Origin of the sequence: Roseovarius roseus, assembly GCF_043355935.2 — a bacterium.
Taxonomy (GTDB): Bacteria; Pseudomonadota; Alphaproteobacteria; order Rhodobacterales; family Rhodobacteraceae; genus Roseovarius; species Roseovarius roseus.
In genome coordinates this window covers 58,592-79,278 of the sequence record NZ_JBHFPE020000013.1, presented here as the reverse complement: position 1 = coordinate 79,278, position 20,687 = coordinate 58,592, and the positions used below count along the sequence as shown (strand labels likewise).

Sequence of the window (20,687 nt, the reverse complement as noted above, 5' to 3'; positions counted from 1 at the left end):
GCACGGAGAAAGAAATGAGCATGCACAAATCCATGGCGCCCCCAGCCCATGACCAGGGCTTCATGTCCGGATATCTTGATGCGCTATCACTGGTCGAGCGGCTGCACCGTCTGCTGCTGGACGTGATCAAGGATGAGTTCGAACGCGTCGGCGTTCTGGATATCAACGCCGTTCAGGCGCTGCTTTTGTTCAATATCGGCGATCACGAGGTGACGGCGGGCGAGTTGAAATCGCGCGGCTACTATCAGGGCAGCAATGTCAGCTACAATCTCAAGAAGCTGGTCGAGATGGAGTACATGCACCATCAACGCTGCGAGATTGACCGCCGCTCGGTGCGCGTGCGCCTGACGCAAAAGGGGCGTGAGATCCGCGATGTGGTGACCGAGCTGTTCGGTCGCCATGCCGAGGGTCTGCAATCCAATGGCGTACTGGGCGCAGACGGGATCGACCAGATCGCCGCCTCACTGCGACGGGTCGAGCGCTATTGGGCCGATCAGATCCGCTATATTTACTGAGCGGGCCGCGCGCCTGCCGAGGATACTGCGGCAGGACGCAGCTCGCGCAGGAGCTTGCGGGTCATCGCCGCCTCGAAATCACTGAAATCCTGCGCGGTTTCCGCAAAGGCGCCGGGACCGCGCAGAACATGGGTTCTGTAGTGATCGAGGAGCGTGCGGGTATAGGTCAGATCCTTGGTGACATTGTCCCGCCCGCCCGGGTTCACCACCAGCGCGTTGACGGTGATGCCGGCGCGCGGGTCCGTCAGCGCCGTCTGCGGCGCGGGGCCTGAGTTGGACGGCCCGTCGCCGGAGATATCGAGCGTATGCTGCCAGCAATCGCCGCGCTGGCGTAGCAACGCGCCGCCATAGCGCATCGCGGCGCCAAGCGCCGTGTAGGGGTCCTGAAAGCGCATGTTGGCGCGGCGCAGGACCTGCGCGGCGGTCGCAACATCCTCGGGGCCGTGCAAGTCGGTCCAGTCCAACAGCAGCCTCTGCTGATCCTCCGCACCCCATTGGTAGACGGCAAGCGCGACATGGACGCCGGGCATACCGAAAAGCGCGGCCTGCACCTCGTCATCCATCAGCGCGCTTGCGACTCCGTCCAGTTGAAGCCGGTATTCCTCGGCATCGACCGAGCCGGACACGTCCAGCCCCAGCGCCAGTGCAAGGCGGCAAGCCGCCTCGGCAGGTGCCGCCAGCAGCCCGAGGCACAGCATCATTGCCGCAGCCCTAGCCATGCGGCGACAGACGCGGCGCATCAAAGCCGCCCAGAATGATGTCATTGATTTCGCGAAACAGCTTGCGTGTCATCGCCGCGCGAAAGCCTTCGAACCCTGCGGCCAGCTCGACAAAGGCGCCGGGCCCGCGCACCACCTCGCGGCGGTAGAACGCCTCGACCTCGGGGTCGTCTCCAAGGATGACGAGCCCGTTCACCTGCACGTCCCGCAAGGGAAAGTGTCGATAGGCTTCCCGCGGGCCATAGCCGTAATTGTTGATGCCATCGCCTGAGACGTCGATCACGCGGCGATCGCAGTCGGGCGCCTTGCGCAAGAGGGACGAGGCATAGCCAAGCGCCTGGCCGACCGAGGTGGGAAACCCCTCGTAGCTGCGGGTGATATTGCCAAGGGCCAGCACGGCGCGATCAATGTCGGCATGGCTTGTCAGAAGGCTCCAATCCAGATGCATCTGCTGCTGGAACCGGCCAGACCATTCAAACACGGCGAGCGCCACCGCACCGCCCTGACCGCGCAGTATGGCATCCCGCACATCCGGCGCGTCCAGCGCCGCCGCAAGGCCAAGCCGCTGCAAGTCATATTCCTCCGCATCCACCGAGGCCGAGACGTCCAGCGCCAGAACGAGCGCGAGGCGGCAGGAGCTCTGCCCCGCCGCCGGTGCCGCACAGAGCGCCGCCGCCGCAGTCAGAGCTGCGGCCATGCGACGCGCCGTAGACGGGATCCTTACCAATGCCCCGTGTTTTCCATGCTGGCCCAAGGCTCGGCCTTCTCCAGCGCGTCCCCGGCCTGAAGCAGCTCGATCGAGATGTTGTCGGGGCTGCGCACGAAGGCCATATGGCCGTCGCGCGGCGGACGATTGATGGTCACGCCATTGTCCATCAGGTGCTGGCACATCTCGTAGATGTTGTCGACGCGGTAGGCCAGATGCCCGAAATGGCGGCTGTCATCTGGCAGCTTGTCGTCGCCATCCCAGTTATAGGTCAGCTCGACCGGGCATTCGTCCTGCCCCTCGGGGGCCATGAAAACAAGGGTGAACCGGCCGCCCTCATTCTCCATGCGCCGCGTCTCGCGCAGGCCCAGAAGCTGGAAAAAAGCCATGGTCTTGTCCAGATCCTTCACCCGGACCATCGTGTGCAGATAGCGTGTCGTCATCTTTGCGCCTCCAATTCATGAAACTCGCACTTCATCCTAGTGGGATATTGCCACGCGTCCACCAGCCTTTAATTTGGTGCGATCTGTGGCTAGACAGAAACCTGACCGACTCACGCAAACAGTCCCGCGCCAAGGAACCCTCACATGCCCCTCACCCCCGAGCAGACAGCCGAAATCGAGGCGCAGCGCGCCGAGCCGCAGTCCACGCTGCGCGCGACCGCACATGGCATGGAGGCGCATCTATATACTGCCTACCCGGTGCTGGATCACGGCTTTGTCCGGGTGATCGACTATATGGGCGACGATGCCGCGATCACGCAGGCCGCGCGCGTCAGCTATGGCAAGGGCACGAAATCGGTGCAGAATGATGAGGGACTGATCCGCTACCTCATGCGGCACTGGCACTCGACCCCGTTCGAGATGTGCGAGATCAAGCTGCACGTCAAACTGCCCGTCTTCGTCGCGCGCCAGTGGATCCGCCACCGCACGGCCAACGTCAACGAATACTCGGCCCGCTATTCGATCCTCGACCGCGAATTCTATATCCCCGCACCCGATGCGCTCAACGCGCAGTCGGTGGTCAACAATCAGGGCCGGGGCGAGGTGCTGGAAGGGGACGAGGCGCAGCGCGTGCTGAAATTCCTGCAGGACGACGCGATGCGCGCCTATGATCACTACGAAGAGATGATCTCGACCGAGGGTCAGCAGGGCCTTGCGCGCGAGCTGGCCCGCATGAACCTGCCCGCCAACATCTATACACAATGGTATTGGAAGGTGGACCTGCACAACCTGCTGCACTTTTTGCGGCTGCGCGCCGACAGCCATGCCCAATACGAGATCCGCGTCTATGCCGAGGAGATCTGCAAGATCGTCGCCGACTGGGTGCCCTTTGCCTACCGAGCGTTCGAAGATTACCGCATGGGCGGAGCGCAGATGTCCGCGACTGCGCTGGACTGTGTGCGCCGGATGATCAAAGGCGAAGAGGTGACGCAGGAGAATTCCGGCATGAGCAAGGGCGAGTGGCGGGAGTTTGAAGGGGTTTTGGCTGGCTGAACGCAACGCCTTGCGTGTTAGTTCAGGCTGCATCCCGTTTCGGAGGCCATCACGCGGCCAAAGTCACGCCCATCGGCGAGGCTGCATTTCCCGATAACCCGGTCATAGGATGTCTGGGTATTAAGGCGGCAGGTCACCGTCTTGCCATTGACCAGTTGACTGGCGCGGCGTGTGGCCATGTCTCCGGTAAGCGTTCCGCTTTCAGCGCAATCCAGATTGGCGATGCGCACCGGGGTCGTTCCGACGACGAATGTGTCTCCATCGCGGATATATGTAACGGTTCCGGTCAGGGTCTGGCTGGCCGAACCGGCAAAGCCACCGCCGATGCGATTCCAGGCATTCCCGCCATTCAGGCTACGGGGAGCCGCGCGCGGCTGGGTCTTGCCAATGCGCCCATCCTGATCTCCTACAGTTCCGGCGACGGCGATGATGCCCAGCGCGATCGGTATGAATATGAGGCTCGGTAGCCGTCTGCGCCACTTTTTCAGGTGCCAAGGCTTGGGTCTGACGAAATCCAAGACATTTCTCCGCCGCGCAACGGGGCGCAGCGGTTTTTTTGCGGGTTTGAATCCGACCAAGTTTGTCATGCCGTCGGCATAACGACAAAAATGGACGAAATTTTGGCGAGGGCCTGATGTTTAGGCGCGCTCCAACCACCCGCCCACAACATCCACAAACGCCCGCGGCTCCTCTGCATGCAGCCAATGGCCCGCGCCCTTGAGCGTCATGAAGCGCGCGTTCGGGAAGAGGGGCTTGATCACCTCGCGGTGTTCGGACTGCACATAATCCGACGTCTCGCCCGAGAGGAACAGGGCAGGGCCGTCATATTTCCCTGACACCTCAGGAAAGCTCATGATCTTGGGCATCTCGGCGGACAGCACGTCCAGATTGAGACGCCAGCGGCGCTGGGCCACGTCCAGCGATTGCAAGAAGAACGGGACCAGCGCGGGGTTGTCCACGACCGCCTCCAGCAGGGGCGCGGCGTCGCTGCGGCGCTCCACTCCTGACAAATCGACCGATTTCATCGCCTCGATATAGGGCAGTTGGCTGTGCTCATAGGTGACGGGCGCGATGTCGGCGACGATCAGGCGGTTCACCAGATCGGGCTGTGTCAGCGCCAACACCATCGCTGCCTTGCCGCCCATCGAATGGCCCAGAACATCGACCGGGCCGTCCTCGGCCTCGATCACCTCGGCCAGATCGGCGGCCATGTCCGGGTAGCTGTGGGTATCCTGCCACGCGCTGTCCCCATGGTTGCGCATGTCCACGGCCACTACGCGGCGCGCGTCCGACAGGCGTTTGGCGATCACGCCCCAGTTGCGGGCCGAGCCGTAAAGGCCATGCGCGATCAGAAGGGTGGGGGCATCCGTGGCGGTGCCGTGCTGGGTCATGTTCAACATGGCCCCTGCTTAGCGCGCCCGCCCGTGCCGTTCCAGCCCCATTGAGCGGCTATTGAGCATGGCCCGCGCCGCCTGTAGGGTCGCGCGCGAAAAGGAGCCCGGCATGGTCGATCCCACGACATTTCAAAGCGATATCGACGCGGCGTCCGAAAAGCTGCGCAGCCGTCTGGGGGCGCGGGGCGCAACGCTGGCTAAGCAACTGCGCCGCGCAGGCCGTGCCTTGCCCAAGGCCGCGCGGCAGGGCGGGCACCGTTTGACTCAGTTGCAGGCGATGATGGCGCATCCACGGCTGCGCCGCCTGGTGCGGGCCGAGGATGCCTCGGCCGCGCTGGCCACGCTGAACGCGCCTCTGGACCAGATAGACGTCAAGGAGCGGCGCAAGGACCGGCTCTTGCACTTTGCGGGCAGCATGGTGGGCAACCTTTTGCTGCTGGCCTTGCTGCTGGTGATCGTGCTGCGCTGGCGAGGGCTGATCTGAAACGCAAACGGCGCCGCTATTGCCAGCGGCGCCGCATTTGGACAAGTTTCGGCCTTAAAGGTTGGGGTAAAGCGGGAAGCGTTCGCACATTTCTGCAACTTCGCGGCGCACCTTGGCCTCGACCTCTTCGTTGCCATCAGCGCCGTTCGCGGCCAGACCATCGACAACTTGGGTGATCCAGTCGCCAATCTGGCGGAACTCGGCCTCCTTGAAGCCGCGGGTCGTGCCCGCCGGGCTGCCAAGGCGCAGGCCGCTGGTGACGGTGGGTTTTTCGGGGTCAAACGGCACACCGTTCTTGTTGCAGGTGATATGCGCGCGGCCCAAAGCGGCATCGGCAACATTGCCCTTCACCCCCTTGGGGCGCAAATCAACCAGCATCAGATGCGTGTCGGTGCCGCCGGTGACGATGTCCAACCCGCCCTTCATCAGCTGATCGGCCAGCGCCTGCGCGTTCTTGATCACCTGCTGGATATAGCCCTTGAAGGACGGATCCAGCGCCTCGCCAAAGGCGACGGCCTTGCCGGCGATCACGTGCATCAGTGGGCCGCCCTGGATGCCGGGGAAGATGGCGCTGTTGAACTTCTTGGCCAGCGCCTCGTCATCGGTCAGGATCATGCCGCCGCGCGGGCCGCGCAGGGTCTTGTGTGTGGTGGTGGTGGCCACATGCGCATGGGGGAAGGGCGAGGGATACTCGCCGGCCGCGATCAGCCCGGCGAAATGGGCGACATCTGCCATGACATAGGCGCCGACCATGTCGGCGATCTCGCGGATGCGCTTGAAGTCCAGCTGGCGCGGGATGGCGCTGCCGCCCGCGATGATCATCTTGGGCTTGTGCTCTTTCGCCAGCTCTTCCATCTGATCGTAGTCCACGTCCAGCGTGTCGCGGCGCACGCCGTATTGCACCGCGTTGAACCATTTGCCGGACTGGTTGGGCGCGGCGCCATGGGTCAGGTGCCCGCCTGCATCGAGGCTCATCCCCAGGATAGTGTCGCCGGGCGTCAACAGTGCCTGCATCACGCCCTGGTTGGCCTGGCTGCCCGAATTGGGCTGCACATTCGCGAAACCGCAGCCAAATAGCTTGCATGCGCGCTCTATCGCCAGGTTCTCGGCCACGTCGACGAACTGGCAGCCGCCATAGTAGCGCCGGCCCGGATAACCTTCGGCGTACTTGTTCGTCATGACCGAGCCCTGCGCCTCCATCACCGCCGCCGAGACGATGTTCTCGGAGGCGATCAGTTCGATCTCACTGCGCTGGCGGCCCAGCTCGTTCGTGATCGACGCGTAAAGCTCGGGGTCGCGGTCCGAGAGGGACTGGGTGAAGAAACCGGAATCGGACATATGGGGTGGCTCCCTTGGATTGAACAGCTTTGTGGAATGGCGTAGCGGAAAGCCTGTCTCATTGTAAGAAGGGAATGCGACTATTTCCCACGGCGATGCGGCAGCGCTGGCAGAGCGGCGCAAACTGTGATGTGATCGGCGGCGTCACGAAAGCCAAGGATACTTCCCCATGCCAGATTGCCCCGAATGACGCGCAAGATCGCCTTTCTGGCCAGCGATGCCGCGATGGCGCTTGCCGCGCGCAAGGCGCTGATCTCGCGCTATGGCGACACGCCCGAGGAAGAGGCCGATGTCATTGTGGCGCTGGGCGGCGATGGGTTCATGCTGTCGACACTCCACCGCACGCAGGAGCTGGACGTGCCGGTTTACGGTATGAACCGCGGCACCGTCGGCTTTCTGATGAACGAATACGGCGAGGCCGACCTGATGGAGCGGCTGGAGGCCGCGGGCGAGGAGGTAATCAATCCCCTCTCGATGCGCGCGGAATCCGCCGATGGCACGCTGCATCATGCGCTGGCCATCAATGAGGTGTCGCTTTTGCGCGGCGGCCCGCAGGCGGCGCAGCTCCGCATCTCGGTCGATGGACTGGTCCGGCTCGAAGAGCTGGTCTGCGACGGCGCGCTGGTATCAACGCCTGCCGGATCGACTGCCTATAACTACAGCGCGCATGGCCCGATCCTGCCCATCGGCGCAGAGGTGCTGGCGCTGACCGCCGTTGCGGCTTTCCGTCCCCGTCGCTGGCGCGGCGCGCTTCTACCCAAGGCTGCCGTGGTGCGTTTCGACATCTGCGAGCCTGAAAAGAGGCCGGTGATGGCAGTAGCCGACAGCCGCTCGGTCGAGAATGTCCTCTGGGTCGAGATCCGGTCCGAGCCCAGCATCGGCCACCGGATTCTCTTCGATCCGGGCCATGGTCTGGAAGAGCGTCTGCTGCGCGAGCAGTTTGTCTGAAATTGCCGCGCAAGGCAGGGAACCATGCGCCCGCCAACCCGTTACCATCCCAGTAGCGGCGCGGGCATGACCCCGCCGAGGAATTCAGACCCGAAAGGAGTTCAGACATGAACTGGGATACCATCAAGGGCAATTGGAAACAGCTGACCGGCGAAGCCAAATCGCACTGGGGCAAGCTGACTGATGACGACGTACAAGAGGCCGCAGGCGAGCGTGAAAAGCTCGTCGGCAAGGTTCAGGAGCGCTACGGCGTTGCCCGGGACGAGGCCGAACGCCAGGTAGATGAGTTCGCAGCCAAGCACTAAGGTTCGAACCCTACTCAGATCAGTGTCATGATCGAAGGAGGTGGTCCCAAGCGGGGCCACCTTTTTTCATGGCGCTACCTGGCATCGCGTATGACGCTGGCAGGCGCCCAGACTTTTTTGGAGAAAATACCCATTACACCCGATTTGCCGGGGGCGCGGTCAATGTTGGCTGGGCGACTCCTGATCGCTTTTGCCACGCCTGCACCTGCACTACTCTGCAAGGCATGATCATCTCGCCAAACCGCAACTACGTCTTCGTCCACATACCCAAGACCGGAGGCACCTCGCTGGCCACGGCGCTGGAGGCGCGCGCGATGCGCGACGATATCCTGATCGGGGATACGCCCAAGGCGCGGCGGCGGCGGGGCCGTCTCAAGGGGCTTGGCGCGCCGGGCCGCCTTTGGAAACACGCGACGCTGGACGATATCGCCGGGGTCATGCCGCCCGAATGGATGGCACAGGCCCTCGTCTTTACGCTGGTGCGCAATCCGTGGGATAGGATGGTCAGCTATTATCACTGGCTGCGCCTGCAGCGCTTCGATCATTCGGCGGTGCGGGCGGCGCAAACCCATGAATTCTCAGCGTTTCTGGACCTGCCTGACATGCAGGCATCAATCCGGTCGCACCCTTATGGGCGCTATGTTCGTCGCGGCCAGAGTGAAAGAACACCGTTGTTCATCCGGCTCGAGACGTTTGAGGCCGATGCCGCGCCGCTTTGGGATCATCTTGGCTTCCGGCTGAATCTGCCGCACCTCAACGTGTCACCACGCGTAAGGGATTACAGGCAGTATTATGACGATGCCGCGCGGCGCTGCGTCGCCTCCCTCTGTGCCGAGGATATTGAGAGGTTCGGATACCAGTTCGCGGCGGGCGCGTCTGAAGGTTAACAGCGGGCAGGAGCGGGGCTGATTGTCCTCCGAGAGGCGACACTGCCGCGGGCGGATCATGTTTTGGGCGATAATTAGCCGGAGTCGGTGTATAATCGGCGCTTCGCTGCGCGCAATTGGATGTTGCGGCGTTCTCTGACGGGATTGACCGCGATGTTCGAGTGGATTGGCACGGCTGGCGATACGCCCCCGGCGGACTGTAACGGGCAGGACCGGGACGTGCCCGGTGTGGGGCAGGCGGGTCTTTCGGCGTCGGTCTGCGTGGCCGGGACGGGGGGCTGGCTTGCGCTGGGCGCTGTCGCGCCCGGTGACCTCGTCCTGACCTTCGACGCGGGGCTGCAACCTGTCGCCGAAATCCTGCGAGAGCCCGCATGGGCCGGTCGCGGCCCATTGCTCCCGTCACTCTGGCTGGTCGAGGTCCCAAGCCGCGCCCTTGGCAACCGCGAGGTGATGCATCTGGCCGCCGACCAGCTGGTCCTGATCGAGAGCGATGTGGCCGAGGCCGTGACCGGCGATCCCTTTGCCCTTGTCACCGCCCGCAGCCTCGACGGCGTGCGCGGCATCCACCGCGTCCCGCCCCAGCCGGGGGACGAGATCATCACGCTGACATTTGCCGCGGAGCAGATCGTCTTTGCCGCGGGCGGTGCGATGCTCCACTGCCCCGCCGCCGCCTCCGATCTGCTGGAGGCCGCGCCGAGCGCGCCAGGTTACCCCAGGCTTTCAGCGCAGCATGCGCGCGAAGCTGCAATGCAGATGGACGAGGCCGCGCTTCAGGCGCGGTCCGCCGGACTGCCCGGCATCAAGTCATAAGGAGGCTTCCAGCCCGGCAGTGCCTCGATCCGCGAGAGCCAGCGGTCGATCGCGGGCCAGTCGGCGCGCTCAAATCCGAAAGGCTCGGGGTAGAAGAGGTAGCCGCAGCAGGTGAAATCGGCATTGCTCGGCCCATCGCCGACGATCCAGTCGCGCCCGTCCAGATGCGCGTCGAGCGTCGCATAGGCGCCCTTCAGCCGCCCCTGGATGAATCCGATCACATCGGGGTTTCGCTTGTCCTCGGGGGCAAAATTCATCAAGAAGCGCGCCACGCCTGCCTGACTGCTGAGCTTGTGATTGTCCCACAGCACCCAGCGCAGGATCTCCTGCGCCTCGTCGGCATTGGCTCCGCCGAATTTTCCTGTCTTTTCCGACAGGTGCATCTGGATGGTGCCGGACTGGGTCAGCACCTTGTCGCCATCGACCAGCACCGGCACCTCGCCCATCGGGTTGATCCGGCGAAACTCCGCTCCGCGCGTCTCGCCGCCGAAAAAGTCGACCTTGATCGGCTCCCAGTCGAGGCCGCTGAGTTCGAGCGCGAGCGCAACCTTGTACGAATGGCCGCTCTCGCCCATGCAGTAGAGTTTCAGTGTCATGCCGATCCTTTCGTTGCCGCGCCTGTGGAGGGTGTTCGCCCTGAGTATTTCAAGAGCGGTGAAACAGGGCGCGGGCGCATTCACCGGTCCGGGCATAGGTTTCCCGAAGAGGTAGCCCTATCTCTTGCGCGCTTCCAGTTCGGAATTGAACAGGCGCAGGCGGTGGCCGAACGTGTCCTCGTTGATGACGCTATCGAAATTTTCGAAGAGAAACGACAGCGCCTCGCCCTCGTCCAGCCCGGCCTCCTGCGCGAGGCGGCGCAAGCGGCGATAGCCGTCCTCGGTCATCGCCACGTTGAAGCGGCGGGTCATGCGAAAACGTTTGGGCATCGGCGGCTCCCTGGTGGCTGGCCTGCAAAGGTGGGGCAGGGCGCGCAAGATCAGAGCGCCGTGCCGCCACTTTAAACAGCCTATGGACCCCGCGTCACCCCCCTGCCGGGAGCCCATCACTCGGCCGCGTGGGCCGATCCGTCGCGCTCGGCCAACATGCGGGCGAACCAATCCATCTGGGTGCGCAGCTCGTCGATGGCGCTGTCGAGCTCGTCGCGCTGGCGGACCATGTCCTCCAGTCGGTCGGCGGCCAACTCTTGCGTGCGCACCAACTGGCTATACTGCTGATCGCCGGCGTCATAGAGATCCAGCAGCTGGCGGATCTGCTCCAGCGAGAAGCCGAACCGCTTGCCGCGCAGGATCAACTTGAGCCGCGCGCGGTCGCGCTTGGTGAAAAGGCGTTTCTGGCCTTGGCGGATCGGTGCCAGAAGCTCTTTGGACTCGTAGAATCTGAGCGTGCGTGGGGTCACATCGTAACTGTCGCACATCTCGCGGATGGTCATGGTCTCGCTTGACATGGGGGTACCTGGCTGTCTGATTTTCTATTTGCAGCCGAGATAAGCCACCATGCGGCAGATGCAACATCTGCCATCGGCGGGTGACTGCGAACGTTACGTCACTTTTACGTGTTCTTTGCACGTTTCGGGGGCTTGCGTGTTGGCTGCGGCGGGCCAATAACGGGGCATGAGTCCTCGTTTTTCCCTCAAGGTCAAGCACCTGCCTTGCGGCCGGCCCGAATGAACGGTGCCTCGGCTATCAGGCTGACGCATCGGCGTGTGCTGCGCATCGCGTGGCCTATCGTGCTGTCAAATGCGACGGTGCCGCTGCTGGGAATCGTCGATACAGGTGTGATCGGCCAGCTTGGCGCCGCCGCGCCTATCGGCGCGGTAGGCATCGGCGCGGTGATTCTGACGGCGATCTACTGGCTGTTCGGTTTTCTGCGGATGGGCACCAGCGGGCTGACCGCGCAGGCGCGCGGGGCGGATGACCGCGCCGAGGTGGCGGCGATGCTGACGCGCGCGCTGCTGATCGGGGGCGCGGGCGGCGCGCTGATCTTGCTGCTGCACGTGCCGCTCTTTGCGGGCGCGTTTGCCATTGCGCCCGCCAGCGCCGAGGTCGAGAGTCTCGCGCAGGAATACATGGGCATCCGAGTGTGGAGCGCGCCGGCCATGATCGCCCTCTTCGGCATGACCGGCTGGCTGATCGCGATGGAGCGGACGGGGGCCGTCCTGATCATCCAGCTGGTGATGAATGGCCTCAACATCGTGCTGAACCTGTGGTTCGTGCTGGGCCTCGGCTGGGGCGTGGCGGGCGTGGCGTGGTCCAGCTTCGTTGCCGAATGGGCGGGGCTGATCGTCGCCTTTTTCCTATGCCGAGATGCGTTCCGGGTGCCGGACTGGCGCAACTGGCCGCTGGTTTTCGACGCGGGCCGCCTGAAGCGGATGGCCTCGGTCAATACCGACATCCTCTTGCGCTCGGCGATGCTGGAGGTGGTGATGCTGTCCTTCGTGTTTCTGGGCAGCGATCTGGGGGACGTGACACTGGCCGCCAACCAGGTGCTGGTGCAGTTCCTGCATGTCAGCAGCTATGTCATGGACGGCTTCGCCTTCGCCGCCGAGGCGCTGGTGGGGCAAGCAGTGGGGGCCAAAGCACGCGGCGCGGTGCGGCGCGCGTCGATCCTGACCGGCGAATGGGGGTTGGGCGCGGGTGTGCTGCTGGCACTGTCCTTCGCGGTCTTCGGCGGGGCGGCGATCGACGCGCTGGCCACGGATGAGGCGGTCCGTGCGGCGGGTCGCAGCTATCTGCCCTGGATGGTCATCGCGCCCATCTTCGGCGCGGCGGCATGGATGCTGGACGGCATCTTCATCGGGGCGACGCGCACGCGCGACATGCGCAACATGATGGCGCTGTCGCTGCTGGTCTATGGCGCGTCCCTCGTGGCGCTGGTGCCGCTTTTCGGCAATCATGGCCTCTGGATGGGGCTTCTGGTCAGCTATGTGGTGCGCGGCGTCACTCTGGGCGTGCGCTATCCTGCGCTCGAGCGCGCGGCAGGCTAGTCGCTGGTCCGCAGGCGCGAGCTTTGGACCAGCCAGATCGTCAGCAGCGGCAGCGCCACGGTCAGCACGCCGGCCACAATCAGCAGCATCCCCAGCTGGCTGTAATCTGCGGGCACGGTGATGGCGCCCGTCTCGCTATCCGTTATCTCGCGCGTGACAAGGAAAATCTGGTTGAGGTATTTCGTCGCCAGCGACGAGGCCGAGAGGGCGAGGTTGGTGAACGAGGCCATGACGGCAAAGAAGGTCGCCTTGAGATGGCTGGGCGCGTTGCGCGCGATCCAGGCCAGCATCGGGATGAGGGCGATCTGGCTCAGCGGGCTTTCGGCGGCAGTATCCAGCACGGCAATGAAACGGGCATCGACGATGCCCCATGTCAGCGGCGCGGTGATGTTCTGGATCCCGTAGTAGAGCGCGATATTCGGCAAGGCCAGCACCCCGGCAATGATCGTCAGGGTGAGATAGACGCGCGTCAGCCGGCGCTCGGCCATATAAGGGCGCAGCACCAGCATCGCGCCCAGCGTCAGCAGCGCGGCGATCATTCCAAGCACCGACAGGAATTGCGCGTCAAAGCCGAGCCCGTCGATCACGAACCATGTCGCGCCGGGGCCGGGCAGGGGCACCGCGCGAAAGACGAAGACGATCAGCGCCGTCCCGACCAGCATCCTTGCCTGCGACTGGCTGAGCGCCTGAACAAGCTGGCGCATCAGGAAAATCACGATGGCCATCGACCCGGCAAAGACGATCTCCTGCGCGAAGGGCACGTTGAGCAGGCCGACCGTGAGCGACAGCGCGACAAAGGCGCCGCCGCCGATGAAGTACCACGGGTTCACCTTGGTGGGCGGACCGGGCCGCTCTTCCAGATGGGCCGTATCCTGGCCGCGGGCACGGGCGGTCCTTATGGCGCGGCCGCGTTGCCAGGCGGCCAGCATCACGCCCGAAACCGAGATGGCGGGCACGATCATCGCGATGGCATAGATGCGGGCATAGTTTTCGGCCTTCATCGCCTGGGGCAGATCCTCGACCCCGTTGAAGACCGTGATGTTGATGGCCGAGACGATCAGCGTCCCGCCGATCAGGGCGACGCGGCCCAGCGTCTGCATGGTGGTATGGAGCGCGCGCGATGTCTCCTCGTCCAGCGGCGCGCCGGCCTCGTCCACCACTGGCACCGCCTCGACCGACATGGCGTCGGCCACCGCGTCTTGCAGGACCAGCCCGCAAGGCATGAGGAGGGTCGCGCCGACGAACCACGCCTCGACCGGCATCATCGTGGCGAGGGTGTCCGGCGTGGAGACCAGCAGATACATCGTGCCAAGGCTGCAGGCGACCAGCGCGGCGCCCAGCCAGACCAGCCACGCCTTCCACCGCCAGATGATGTCCACCAGGTGCCCCAGCGGCATTTTGAGCGCCCAGGGCAGGCCCGCCCAGAACGCGAGACCGGCCAAGAAGGCTGCGGATAACCCAAGGTATTCCTTGACGAAGAACGTGCCGACAATGCCCGTGATCGTCGAGATCCCATAGGCAAGGTAGACCATCAGCGGCGGCAGGTAGGACCAGCGCATTTGCCGCCCAAGATCAAAGACGGTGGCGTCGATCCATCTGGCAACCGGGGCAATCATCCGTGCCTCACCCGTCCAGTAGACTCAGCACCGCCTCGGGCGGGCGGCCCATGACGGCGCGGTCTTCGGTCATGGCGAGCGGGCGCTCGATCAGGATCGGGTGCGCGGCCATCGCGGCGAAGAGGGCATCCTCGGGGCTGTCCTTGGTCAGTCCGGCCTCCTTGAACGCGGCCTCGCCTTTGCGCATCATGGCAATCACCGGCCCGCCGAGCAGGGCATGCGCGGCTCGCAGCTCCGCCTCGCTGGGCGCGTCCTTCAGGTAGAGCCGCACCGTGACCTCGGCATGCTCCTCCAGCAGCGCCAGCGCGGCGCGCGATTTCGAGCAGCGTGGATTATGCCACAGCGTGATCATAGCCATTCCTCCCGCCCCGCGCCCACGGCCTCGGTCACATTGTCAAACCCGTCGGCCTCCAACAGCCGGTCCAATCCCCGCGCGATGCGCGGCACAAGGCCAAGCCCCTCATAAACCAGTGCCGAGTATAGCTGCACGGCGGACGCACCCGCGCGGATCTTGGCATAGGCCTGCTCGGCCGATCCGACCCCGCCGACCCCGATCAGCGGCATCCGCCCTTCGGTCAGTTGCGACAACCGCGCCAGAACGCGTGTCGACCGCTCGAAGAGCGGCGCGCCCGACAGGCCGCCTGTCTCGTCCCGGTGGACGCTGCTCAGCCCGCTGCGATCCAGCGTCGTGTTGGTGGCGATGATCCCGCTCAGACCCGCGCGCTGCGCGACCTCGGCGATCTCGGCCAGCGCCGCATCGTCAAGGTCCGGCGCGATCTTGAGGAATACCGGGATGGGGCGTTCCAGCCAGGCGCACGCCTCCATCACCCCGGCCAGAAGCGCGGTCAGCGCCGCACCGCCCTGCAGGTCGCGCAGCTTCTCGGTATTGGGGCTCGACACGTTGACCGTGGCAAAATCCAGATGCCGACCGCAATGGGCCAGCACGCGGGCAAAATCCTCGGCCCGGTCGTCGCTATCCTTGTTGGCACCCAGGTTGAGACCGATGACGGCCCCCTTGGGACGCTGCGCCAGCCGCGTGGCCGCCGCCTCCATGCCCTGGTTGTTGAAGCCGAAACGATTGATCACCGCCCGGTCCTCGGGCAGGCGGAAAAGGCGCGGGCGTGGATTGCCGGGCTGGGGGCGCGGCGTGACGGCGCCCACCTCGATCATGCCGAAGCCTGCACGCGCCAAGGGCGCCAACGCCTCGGCATTCTTGTCAAACCCCGCGGCCAGCCCCACCGGATTGTCCAGCCGCAGCCCCGCCACCTCGCAGGCAAGGCGCGGGGACGTCACCCGGCCCGGTAGCGGCACAAGCCCCAAGCGTAGCGCCCTCAGCGCCAGCCCGTGCGCGCGCTCTGGATCGAACTGGCGCAAGAGGCCAAGGCCGATCCGCTCGACCGCGCTCATAGCGCGCCCGCTGGGAATTGATGCACGCCGCCCTCCAGCGGCAGGGGCTGGGCCCATGCCACATCGGAAAGCCGCAATTCACGGTAGAGATGCGGGAACAGCGCGCCGCCGCGCGACGGCTCCCACTTCAGGGCGCCCTCCAGCCGGTCCGTCTCGATCCCCAGCAGGAACAGCCCGTCCTCGCCGGCAAAATGCTTGGCCGCTGTCTCGGCCGCCTGTTCGGGCGTCGAGAGGTGCACATAGCCGTCGGCCACATCCACCGGCGCTCCTGCGCTGGTGCCATCGCGGCGCAGCGCCGCCCATTCATCGGGCCGGAAAATCTTGTAAACTATCATGGCTCCCTGATGCCGCGCCCCGCGGGTACGGTCAAGCGCCGCGACGCGGCGGCGGGGCAACGCCCCGTCTTCATCTTGGCAAAAATACTCAAGCACCGCCTGCCACGCGCACGGACCTTGCCAAGCCGACGGACGGCGCGCTCCGGGCCAAGACGCTTAGGGATCTGGCGAATGGGCTAGGCTGCCTAACGCGCGCGCGGCTCTGACGCTGGTCACTCGCCGTCAAAAGCGACCAGCGTGCGCACATCCATTCCCAGCGCCTCCAGGCGTTTGCGCCCACCCAGATCGGGCAGATCCACGATGAAGGTGCAGGCCGCGATACGCGCGCCCAGACGCTCGATCAGGGTGATCCCGGCCTCCGCAGTGCCGCCCGTGGCCAGCAGGTCATCCACCATCAGAACCGTCTCGCCTGCCTCAATGGCGTCCTCGTGCAGCTCGAAGGTGGCGGTGCCGTATTCCAGCGCGTAATCCTGCGTAAGGACCGTGCCCGGCAGCTTGCCCGCCTTGCGCACGGCCACGAATCCGGCATTCAGATGACAGGCAACGGCGCCGCCCATGATAAAGCCGCGCGCTTCCAGCCCGACAACCTTGTCGATGCCCGTGCTCTCCCACGGCGCGGCCATCTGAGCCACGGCGGTGCGCAGTCCAGCAGGATCGGCAAGAAGGGTGGTCACATCGCGAAACATGATTCCCGGTTTGGGAAAGTCGGGGATGGTGCGGATAAGCGCGCGCAGGGATGGCTCGGAAATGGTCGTTCTCCTTTTCAGGTGGTGCCGCGCCGCAAGAATGCGGTGGCCAGCCCCATGGCAATCAGCGCGCCGCCGCCCGCGCGGGTCAGCCAGGCGATTACACCCGGCCGCGCGATGCGCGCGCGCATCCGGTCCGCCAGCAGGGCATAGGCCAGTGCGTTCAGTGCGGCTAGCCCCACGAAGGTGCCGATGAGCACGGCGAATTGCAGTGTCAGAGGCGCATCCAGCGTGACGAATTGCGGCACGAAGGCGATGAAGAAGGCGATGGATTTGGGGTTGAGCGCGGTCACGGCAGCTGCATGCCAAAAGACACTGCGGCCGGTGACCTCGGCGCTGGATGGCAGGGTCAGACCAGCGCCCGGCGCGCTTCGGATCAGCTTGATCCCCAGCCAGACAAGGTAGACCGCCCCGATCCATTTCAGCGCAGTAAAGAGTGTGGCCGAGGCCAGCACCAGCGCGCCGAGGCCCATGAGCGAGGCGCTCATCGCCACCAGATCGCCCAAGGCAACCCCGCCCGCCGAGGCAAGCGCGACGCCGCGCCCCTTGCTGAGCGCGTAGCTGAGAACCAAGAGGACCGTCGGGCCGGGGATCAACAGAAGCGCGGTCGAGGCGGCAACGAAGGCCAGCCAGAGGTCCAGTGGCATCGTGCGCACTCCTTTTTAATATGCGGATCAGTCTGCGGCCCTATTCAGCACACGGCCTGCCACCGCGTCCAGCCTTTCCAGCATTGCAGGGTCCCGAGCTTCGGGTGCGGTCAGGATGGCATATTCCAGCGCGCGATCGCAGCCATGGGGGCAGGGCGCGGGCTCGGCCTCCAGATGCGCGGGAAGGATGCGCAGCATGTCCTTGGCGCGCGCGGCATTGCCCATCAGGGTCGCGATGATCGCGGTCACATCGACCTCGCCATGCTCGGGATGCCAGCTGTCATAATCGGTGATCATCGCCACGCTCGCGTAGCAAAGCTCGGCCTCGCGGGCCAGTTTCGCCTCGGGCATACCGGTCATGCCGATCACGTCGCAGCCCCACTTTTCGCGGTAGAGCTTGCTTTCAGCCACGGTCGAGAATTGCGGGCCTTCCATGGCCAGGTAGGTGCCGCCGCGATGCACGCGGCTGCCTGTCGCCTCGGCGGCATCCGCGCAGGCAGCGCCGAGGCGCGCGCAGGTCGGGTGCGCGACGCTGACATGGGCGACGCAGCCGGGGCCGAAGAAGGATTTCTCGCGGGCGAAGGTGCGGTCGATATACTGATCGAGGATCACGAAATCGCCCGGCGCCATATCCTCGCGGAAGGACCCGCAGGCGGAGGCGCTGACCACATCCGTCACGCCCAGCCGCTTGAGCGCGTCGATATTGGCGCGGTAGGGCACCGAGGCGGGGGTGTGGATATGACCGCGACCGTGCCGGGGCAGGAAGGCCATCGGCACGCCGTCCAGAGTTCCGGTCAGGATGCGGTCCGAGGGCGCGCCGAAAGGCGTCTGCACCTCGCGCCATTCGGCACCCTCCAGCCTCTCCATCTCGTAGACGCCCGAGCCGCCGATCACACCGATCATTCTCTTCGCCATCCAGGGCTCCTTTCGCGGTTTACCCGTCAGGGTTTAGGCCCAGGCGCGGTGAATGAAAAGCAGGCAGAGAGGGGCGATTTTGTCCGAGGCCCGCCTGACCCGCGTGATTTAAGTGTTTCGAAACAGGTTGGGTGCCAATTCAGGTATAGCCAAGAAACCGAAGGAGGGGTAAGGGGGCCACTCGCCCGAAAAGACGCTTATTGACAGGACACACGCCTTGAGAACCTCACTGGCCGCCTTCGCCAAGACCATCACGATGCCCGATCTGCGCGTGATGCAGGACGAAACGTTTAGCGCCGCGCGCGTGCGGATCGAGCTGCTGTCAGGCCTGACAGTTGCGCTGGCGCTGGTGCCCGAGGCGGTCGCGTTCGCGTTCGTTGCTGGTGTGCACCCGCTGGTCGGGCTTTATGCCGCGTTCCTTGTGGGGCTTGTCACGGCGGTGCTGGGCGGCCGGCCGGGCATGATCTCGGGGGCGACGGGCGCACTGGCGGTTGTCATGGTGGCTCTGGTGGCGCAGCACGGGGTGGAATACCTCTTTGCGACCGTGGTGCTGATGGGCCTCTTGCAGGTGACTGCGGGCGTGCTGCGATGGGGCAAGTTCATTCGCCTCGTGCCACATCCGGTCATGTTGGGTTTTGTGAACGGCCTTGCCATTGTGATTTTCCTAGCGCAGCTGGGGCAGTTCAAGGTGCCTGGCACGATGGAGAATACCGGCCATGGCATGAGCGGCGGTGTCTGGCTGTCGGGGCAGCCCTTGCTGATCATGCTGGCGCTTGTCGCGCTGACGATGGGGATCATCTACATCATGCCGCGCATCACGCGCATCATTCCTGCGCCGCTGGCTGGCATCGGCGTTGTCGCGGGGCTTGTCATCGCCTTCGGCCTCGACGTGCCGCGCGTCGGCGACTTGGCCTCGATCAAGGGTGGCTTGCCGTCCTTCCATATCCCGATGGTGCCGCTGAATCTCGAGACGTTTGAGATCATCCTGCCCTACGCGGTGATCCTTGCCGCGATTGGCTTGATCGAAAGCCTGCTGACGCTCAACCTTGTGGGCGAAATGGTGGGCCGCCGGGGCGGTGCCAGCCAGGAGTGCATCGCTCAGGGCCTTGCCAACACGCTGACTGGGTTTTTCGGCGGTATGGGCGGCTGCGCGATGATCGGACAGTCGATGATCAACGTCAAATCGGGTGGGCGCACGCGCATTGCGGGCATTGCGGCAGCACTCTTCCTGCTGATCTTCATCCTGTTTGCCGCGCCTTTGATCGAGCAGATTCCGCTCGCTGCGCTGGTCGGCGTCATGTTCATGGTGGTGATCGGCACCTTCGCCTGGAATAGCCTGACCATTCTGCGCAAGGTGCCGTTGACTGATGCGATGGTGATCGTCCTCGTGACGGCGGTCACGGTGAAATACGATCTGGCCATCGCTGTGGTCGTCGGTGTCATCGTCTCGGCGCTGGCCTATTCGTGGAACAATGCCAAGCGGATCCACGCGACGACCAAACTGGACGCAAGCGGCGCGCGCGTCTACAGCATCGAGGGGCCGCTCTTTTTCGGCTCGGCCGAGGGCTTTGGCGAGCTTTTCGATGTCGAGGGTGACCCGGACACCGTGATCGTCGATTTCGATCAGAGCCGGGTGGTAGACCAATCGGCCTTGCAGGCCATCGAGGGGCTGGCGGGCAGGTATCAGGCTGCGGGCAAGTCCTTGCAGTTGCGCCACCTCAGCCGCGATTGCCACCGCCTGCTGACGAAGGCTGGGCATCTGATGATCGACAGCGACGATGATCCCGAATACCAGGTCGCGGTCGATTACGATGTGCGCACCGGCGTTCTGGGCGCAGGCCACTAGGCCCCGCAGGCGCAGCGTGCAGAATTGTCGCCTGCGGCATGTCGTGCTAGCCAAGCGCGGTGAAGGACAGGGAGCGGCGCGGCGGTGGAACTGAGGCCCGAGACGGAGGCGGACTGGTGGGAAGTCGAAGCCCTGCTGGACCTGTGTTTTGCGCCGGGCCGCGAGGCGCTGTCGTCCTACCGTCTGCGTGAAGGCATCCCTCCCGTTCCCGGCCTCAGCACGGTTGCCCGCGACGAGGCCGGCATCCTCGCCGGGGCGATCCGGTACTGGCCTGTGCGCATCGGTGATGCCTGGGCGCTGCTGCTAGGGCCGATCGCGGTGCATCCGACCCACCAAGGCGAGGGGTTGGGCGCCTACCTCATGCGCGGCTCGCTGGCCGAGGCGCGCGAGCGCGGCTGGGACCGGGTGATGCTGGTGGGCGATGCACCCTATTATGGGCGCTTCGGTTTTGCCCGGCTTGATCATGTCGAAATGCCGCCGCCCACCAACCCGGACCGTGTTCTGGGCCTTGACCTGACGCCAGGCGCTTGGGATGGTATTATCGGCAAAGTGACGCGCGCTGCTTGAAACCGGGGCCAAATGCGCCGATC

At 64.8% G+C, this 20,687-nt stretch carries 26 protein-coding genes; 10 read left to right on the top strand and 16 right to left on the bottom strand.

Annotated features, from left to right (window positions below; all coding sequences use genetic code 11):
- The first annotated feature begins 14 nt into the window (after nucleotides 1-14).
- A complete protein-coding gene (locus ACEWPL_RS16075; RefSeq protein WP_393929112.1) occupies nucleotides 15-515 on the top strand; it encodes a MarR family winged helix-turn-helix transcriptional regulator in 501 nt (166 codons plus the stop codon).
- On the opposite strand, the gene ACEWPL_RS16070 is transcribed toward ACEWPL_RS16075, so the two are convergent.
- Genes ACEWPL_RS16070 through ACEWPL_RS16060 form a run of 3 tightly spaced genes read right to left on the bottom strand, consistent with a single transcriptional unit; the run spans nucleotide 509 to nucleotide 2,383 of the window.
- Nucleotides 509-1,255, bottom strand: coding sequence for a DUF1194 domain-containing protein (locus ACEWPL_RS16070; RefSeq protein WP_393929114.1), 747 nt, complete (start codon nucleotides 1,253-1,255; stop codon nucleotides 509-511). The genes ACEWPL_RS16075 and ACEWPL_RS16070 overlap by 7 nt on opposite strands.
- Nucleotides 1,227-1,931 carry a DUF1194 domain-containing protein gene (locus ACEWPL_RS16065; protein WP_393929116.1) on the bottom strand — a complete coding sequence of 235 codons (705 nt, stop codon included), beginning with the start codon at nucleotides 1,929-1,931 and terminating at the stop codon, nucleotides 1,227-1,229. The genes ACEWPL_RS16070 and ACEWPL_RS16065 overlap by 29 nt, the downstream gene beginning before the upstream one ends.
- 23 nt (nucleotides 1,932-1,954) lie before the next feature.
- Nucleotides 1,955-2,383 carry a VOC family protein gene (locus ACEWPL_RS16060; RefSeq protein WP_393929118.1) on the bottom strand — a complete coding sequence of 143 codons (429 nt, stop codon included), beginning with the start codon at nucleotides 2,381-2,383 and terminating at the stop codon, nucleotides 1,955-1,957.
- A gap of 144 nt (nucleotides 2,384-2,527) precedes the next feature.
- Between ACEWPL_RS16060 and thyX the strand changes: the two genes are divergently transcribed.
- Nucleotides 2,528-3,436, top strand: a complete 909-nt coding sequence (gene thyX / locus ACEWPL_RS16055; RefSeq protein ID WP_393929120.1) for an FAD-dependent thymidylate synthase — start codon at nucleotides 2,528-2,530, stop codon at nucleotides 3,434-3,436.
- Between the two features lie 17 nt (nucleotides 3,437-3,453).
- On the opposite strand, the gene ACEWPL_RS16050 is transcribed toward thyX, so the two are convergent.
- Together ACEWPL_RS16050 and ACEWPL_RS16045 are read right to left on the bottom strand one after the other, a co-directional pair.
- Nucleotides 3,454-3,954 carry a thermonuclease family protein gene (locus ACEWPL_RS16050; protein WP_393929122.1) on the bottom strand — a complete coding sequence of 167 codons (501 nt, stop codon included), beginning with the start codon at nucleotides 3,952-3,954 and terminating at the stop codon, nucleotides 3,454-3,456.
- Nucleotides 3,955-4,074: 120 nt separating this feature from the next.
- Nucleotides 4,075-4,836 carry an alpha/beta fold hydrolase gene (locus ACEWPL_RS16045; protein ID WP_393929124.1) on the bottom strand — a complete coding sequence of 254 codons (762 nt, stop codon included), beginning with the start codon at nucleotides 4,834-4,836 and terminating at the stop codon, nucleotides 4,075-4,077.
- Between the two features lie 103 nt (nucleotides 4,837-4,939).
- Here ACEWPL_RS16045 and ACEWPL_RS16040 point away from each other — a divergent pair, with 103 nt between their 5' ends.
- A complete protein-coding gene (locus ACEWPL_RS16040; RefSeq protein ID WP_393929126.1) occupies nucleotides 4,940-5,314 on the top strand; it encodes a hypothetical protein in 375 nt (124 codons plus the stop codon).
- 54 nt (nucleotides 5,315-5,368) lie between these two features.
- Here the strand turns inward: ACEWPL_RS16040 and glyA are convergent, their stop codons facing one another.
- On the bottom strand, nucleotides 5,369-6,652 hold the full coding sequence (gene glyA / locus ACEWPL_RS16035; protein ID WP_393929128.1) for a serine hydroxymethyltransferase: 1,284 nt from the start codon (nucleotides 6,650-6,652) through the stop codon (nucleotides 5,369-5,371).
- 186 nt (nucleotides 6,653-6,838) lie between these two features.
- Here glyA and ACEWPL_RS16030 point away from each other — a divergent pair, with 186 nt between their 5' ends.
- From ACEWPL_RS16030 to ACEWPL_RS16015, 4 genes are all read left to right on the top strand, one after another.
- The gene (locus ACEWPL_RS16030) at nucleotides 6,839-7,600 is read left to right on the top strand and encodes an NAD kinase (protein ID WP_393929130.1); all 762 of its coding nucleotides are present in this window, start codon (nucleotides 6,839-6,841) and stop codon (nucleotides 7,598-7,600) included.
- Nucleotides 7,601-7,707: 107 nt separating this feature from the next.
- A complete protein-coding gene (locus ACEWPL_RS16025; protein ID WP_393929132.1) occupies nucleotides 7,708-7,905 on the top strand; it encodes a CsbD family protein in 198 nt (65 codons plus the stop codon).
- 224 nt (nucleotides 7,906-8,129) lie between these two features.
- Entirely contained in the window at nucleotides 8,130-8,792 is a 663-nt protein-coding gene (locus ACEWPL_RS16020) for a sulfotransferase family 2 domain-containing protein (protein WP_393929134.1), read from the top strand.
- Between the two features lie 153 nt (nucleotides 8,793-8,945).
- Complete coding sequence (locus ACEWPL_RS16015) at nucleotides 8,946-9,602, top strand: Hint domain-containing protein (protein WP_393929136.1); 657 nt, start codon at nucleotides 8,946-8,948, stop codon at nucleotides 9,600-9,602.
- On the opposite strand, the gene ACEWPL_RS16010 is transcribed toward ACEWPL_RS16015, so the two are convergent.
- From ACEWPL_RS16010 to ACEWPL_RS16000, 3 genes are all read right to left on the bottom strand, one after another.
- A complete protein-coding gene (locus ACEWPL_RS16010) occupies nucleotides 9,563-10,198 on the bottom strand; it encodes a glutathione S-transferase family protein (protein ID WP_393929138.1) in 636 nt (211 codons plus the stop codon). The genes ACEWPL_RS16015 and ACEWPL_RS16010 overlap by 40 nt on opposite strands.
- Before the next feature lie 117 nt (nucleotides 10,199-10,315).
- The gene (locus tag ACEWPL_RS16005) at nucleotides 10,316-10,528 is read right to left on the bottom strand and encodes a hypothetical protein (protein ID WP_393929140.1); all 213 of its coding nucleotides are present in this window, start codon (nucleotides 10,526-10,528) and stop codon (nucleotides 10,316-10,318) included.
- Nucleotides 10,529-10,644: 116 nt separating this feature from the next.
- Nucleotides 10,645-11,046 (bottom strand): MerR family transcriptional regulator, encoded by a 402-nt coding sequence (locus ACEWPL_RS16000; protein WP_393929142.1) that lies wholly within the window; start codon nucleotides 11,044-11,046, stop codon nucleotides 10,645-10,647.
- 219 nt (nucleotides 11,047-11,265) lie between these two features.
- On the opposite strand from ACEWPL_RS16000, the gene ACEWPL_RS15995 reads away from it, so the two are divergent.
- Nucleotides 11,266-12,585, top strand: a complete 1,320-nt coding sequence (locus tag ACEWPL_RS15995; protein ID WP_393929145.1) for an MATE family efflux transporter — start codon at nucleotides 11,266-11,268, stop codon at nucleotides 12,583-12,585.
- On the opposite strand, the gene ACEWPL_RS15990 is transcribed toward ACEWPL_RS15995, so the two are convergent.
- The 7 genes from ACEWPL_RS15990 to ACEWPL_RS15960 all read right to left on the bottom strand — a co-directional run bounded on the left by ACEWPL_RS15990 (nucleotide 12,582) and on the right by ACEWPL_RS15960 (nucleotide 18,251).
- The gene (locus ACEWPL_RS15990) at nucleotides 12,582-14,201 is read right to left on the bottom strand and encodes an MFS transporter (RefSeq protein WP_393929147.1); all 1,620 of its coding nucleotides are present in this window, start codon (nucleotides 14,199-14,201) and stop codon (nucleotides 12,582-12,584) included. The two genes, ACEWPL_RS15995 and ACEWPL_RS15990, sit on opposite strands and share 4 nt — an antisense overlap.
- Nucleotides 14,202-14,208: 7 nt before the next feature.
- Entirely contained in the window at nucleotides 14,209-14,553 is a 345-nt protein-coding gene (gene arsC / locus ACEWPL_RS15985) for an arsenate reductase (glutaredoxin) (RefSeq protein ID WP_393929283.1), read from the bottom strand.
- Nucleotides 14,550-15,608 (bottom strand): quinone-dependent dihydroorotate dehydrogenase, encoded by a 1,059-nt coding sequence (locus ACEWPL_RS15980; RefSeq protein WP_393929149.1) that lies wholly within the window; start codon nucleotides 15,606-15,608, stop codon nucleotides 14,550-14,552. Before ACEWPL_RS15980 ends, arsC begins: the two co-directional genes overlap by 4 nt.
- Nucleotides 15,605-15,943: a DUF952 domain-containing protein gene (locus tag ACEWPL_RS15975; RefSeq protein WP_393929151.1), complete on the bottom strand. Its 339-nt coding sequence runs from the start codon at nucleotides 15,941-15,943 to the stop codon at nucleotides 15,605-15,607. The genes ACEWPL_RS15980 and ACEWPL_RS15975 overlap by 4 nt, the downstream gene beginning before the upstream one ends.
- A gap of 212 nt (nucleotides 15,944-16,155) precedes the next feature.
- Nucleotides 16,156-16,692 (bottom strand): adenine phosphoribosyltransferase, encoded by a 537-nt coding sequence (locus tag ACEWPL_RS15970; RefSeq protein WP_393929285.1) that lies wholly within the window; start codon nucleotides 16,690-16,692, stop codon nucleotides 16,156-16,158.
- A gap of 14 nt (nucleotides 16,693-16,706) precedes the next feature.
- Complete coding sequence (locus tag ACEWPL_RS15965) at nucleotides 16,707-17,336, bottom strand: LysE family translocator (RefSeq protein WP_393929153.1); 630 nt, start codon at nucleotides 17,334-17,336, stop codon at nucleotides 16,707-16,709.
- Nucleotides 17,337-17,363: 27 nt separating this feature from the next.
- On the bottom strand, nucleotides 17,364-18,251 hold the full coding sequence (locus tag ACEWPL_RS15960) for an S-methyl-5'-thioadenosine phosphorylase (protein WP_393929156.1): 888 nt from the start codon (nucleotides 18,249-18,251) through the stop codon (nucleotides 17,364-17,366).
- 256 nt (nucleotides 18,252-18,507) lie between these two features.
- Here ACEWPL_RS15960 and ACEWPL_RS15955 point away from each other — a divergent pair, with 256 nt between their 5' ends.
- On the top strand, nucleotides 18,508-20,097 hold the full coding sequence (locus tag ACEWPL_RS15955; RefSeq protein WP_393929287.1) for a SulP family inorganic anion transporter: 1,590 nt from the start codon (nucleotides 18,508-18,510) through the stop codon (nucleotides 20,095-20,097).
- Nucleotides 20,098-20,181: 84 nt separating this feature from the next.
- On the top strand, nucleotides 20,182-20,664 hold the full coding sequence (locus ACEWPL_RS15950; protein ID WP_393929158.1) for a GNAT family N-acetyltransferase: 483 nt from the start codon (nucleotides 20,182-20,184) through the stop codon (nucleotides 20,662-20,664).
- Nucleotides 20,665-20,687 lie beyond the last annotated feature (23 nt).

What these genes read in the sequence shown, in the direction of transcription:
- ACEWPL_RS15995 (WP_393929145.1), top strand. Translation starts at nt 11,266, where the DNA reads ATGAACGGTGCCTCGGCTATCAGGCTGACGCATCGGCGTGTGCTGCGC.
- thyX (WP_393929120.1), top strand. Translation starts at nt 2,528, where the DNA reads ATGCCCCTCACCCCCGAGCAGACAGCCGAAATCGAGGCGCAGCGCGCC.
- ACEWPL_RS15960 (WP_393929156.1), bottom strand. Translation starts at nt 18,251, where the DNA reads ATGGCGAAGAGAATGATCGGTGTGATCGGCGGCTCGGGCGTCTACGAG.
- ACEWPL_RS15980 (WP_393929149.1), bottom strand. Translation starts at nt 15,608, where the DNA reads ATGAGCGCGGTCGAGCGGATCGGCCTTGGCCTCTTGCGCCAGTTCGAT.
- ACEWPL_RS15965 (WP_393929153.1), bottom strand. Translation starts at nt 17,336, where the DNA reads ATGCCACTGGACCTCTGGCTGGCCTTCGTTGCCGCCTCGACCGCGCTT.
- ACEWPL_RS15990 (WP_393929147.1), bottom strand. Translation starts at nt 14,201, where the DNA reads ATGATTGCCCCGGTTGCCAGATGGATCGACGCCACCGTCTTTGATCTT.
- ACEWPL_RS15975 (WP_393929151.1), bottom strand. Translation starts at nt 15,943, where the DNA reads ATGATAGTTTACAAGATTTTCCGGCCCGATGAATGGGCGGCGCTGCGC.
- ACEWPL_RS16005 (WP_393929140.1), bottom strand. Translation starts at nt 10,528, where the DNA reads ATGCCCAAACGTTTTCGCATGACCCGCCGCTTCAACGTGGCGATGACC.
- glyA (WP_393929128.1), bottom strand. Translation starts at nt 6,652, where the DNA reads ATGTCCGATTCCGGTTTCTTCACCCAGTCCCTCTCGGACCGCGACCCC.
- ACEWPL_RS16070 (WP_393929114.1), bottom strand. Translation starts at nt 1,255, where the DNA reads ATGCGCCGCGTCTGTCGCCGCATGGCTAGGGCTGCGGCAATGATGCTG.
- ACEWPL_RS15955 (WP_393929287.1), top strand. Translation starts at nt 18,508, where the DNA reads ATGCCCGATCTGCGCGTGATGCAGGACGAAACGTTTAGCGCCGCGCGC.
- ACEWPL_RS16000 (WP_393929142.1), bottom strand. Translation starts at nt 11,046, where the DNA reads ATGTCAAGCGAGACCATGACCATCCGCGAGATGTGCGACAGTTACGAT.
- ACEWPL_RS16025 (WP_393929132.1), top strand. Translation starts at nt 7,708, where the DNA reads ATGAACTGGGATACCATCAAGGGCAATTGGAAACAGCTGACCGGCGAA.
- ACEWPL_RS16015 (WP_393929136.1), top strand. Translation starts at nt 8,946, where the DNA reads ATGTTCGAGTGGATTGGCACGGCTGGCGATACGCCCCCGGCGGACTGT.
- ACEWPL_RS16040 (WP_393929126.1), top strand. Translation starts at nt 4,940, where the DNA reads ATGGTCGATCCCACGACATTTCAAAGCGATATCGACGCGGCGTCCGAA.
- ACEWPL_RS16060 (WP_393929118.1), bottom strand. Translation starts at nt 2,383, where the DNA reads ATGACGACACGCTATCTGCACACGATGGTCCGGGTGAAGGATCTGGAC.
- ACEWPL_RS16045 (WP_393929124.1), bottom strand. Translation starts at nt 4,836, where the DNA reads ATGTTGAACATGACCCAGCACGGCACCGCCACGGATGCCCCCACCCTT.
- ACEWPL_RS16075 (WP_393929112.1), top strand. Translation starts at nt 15, where the DNA reads ATGAGCATGCACAAATCCATGGCGCCCCCAGCCCATGACCAGGGCTTC.
- ACEWPL_RS16020 (WP_393929134.1), top strand. Translation starts at nt 8,130, where the DNA reads ATGATCATCTCGCCAAACCGCAACTACGTCTTCGTCCACATACCCAAG.
- ACEWPL_RS16065 (WP_393929116.1), bottom strand. Translation starts at nt 1,931, where the DNA reads ATGGCCGCAGCTCTGACTGCGGCGGCGGCGCTCTGTGCGGCACCGGCG.
- ACEWPL_RS16030 (WP_393929130.1), top strand. Translation starts at nt 6,839, where the DNA reads ATGACGCGCAAGATCGCCTTTCTGGCCAGCGATGCCGCGATGGCGCTT.
- arsC (WP_393929283.1), bottom strand. Translation starts at nt 14,553, where the DNA reads ATGATCACGCTGTGGCATAATCCACGCTGCTCGAAATCGCGCGCCGCG.
- ACEWPL_RS16010 (WP_393929138.1), bottom strand. Translation starts at nt 10,198, where the DNA reads ATGACACTGAAACTCTACTGCATGGGCGAGAGCGGCCATTCGTACAAG.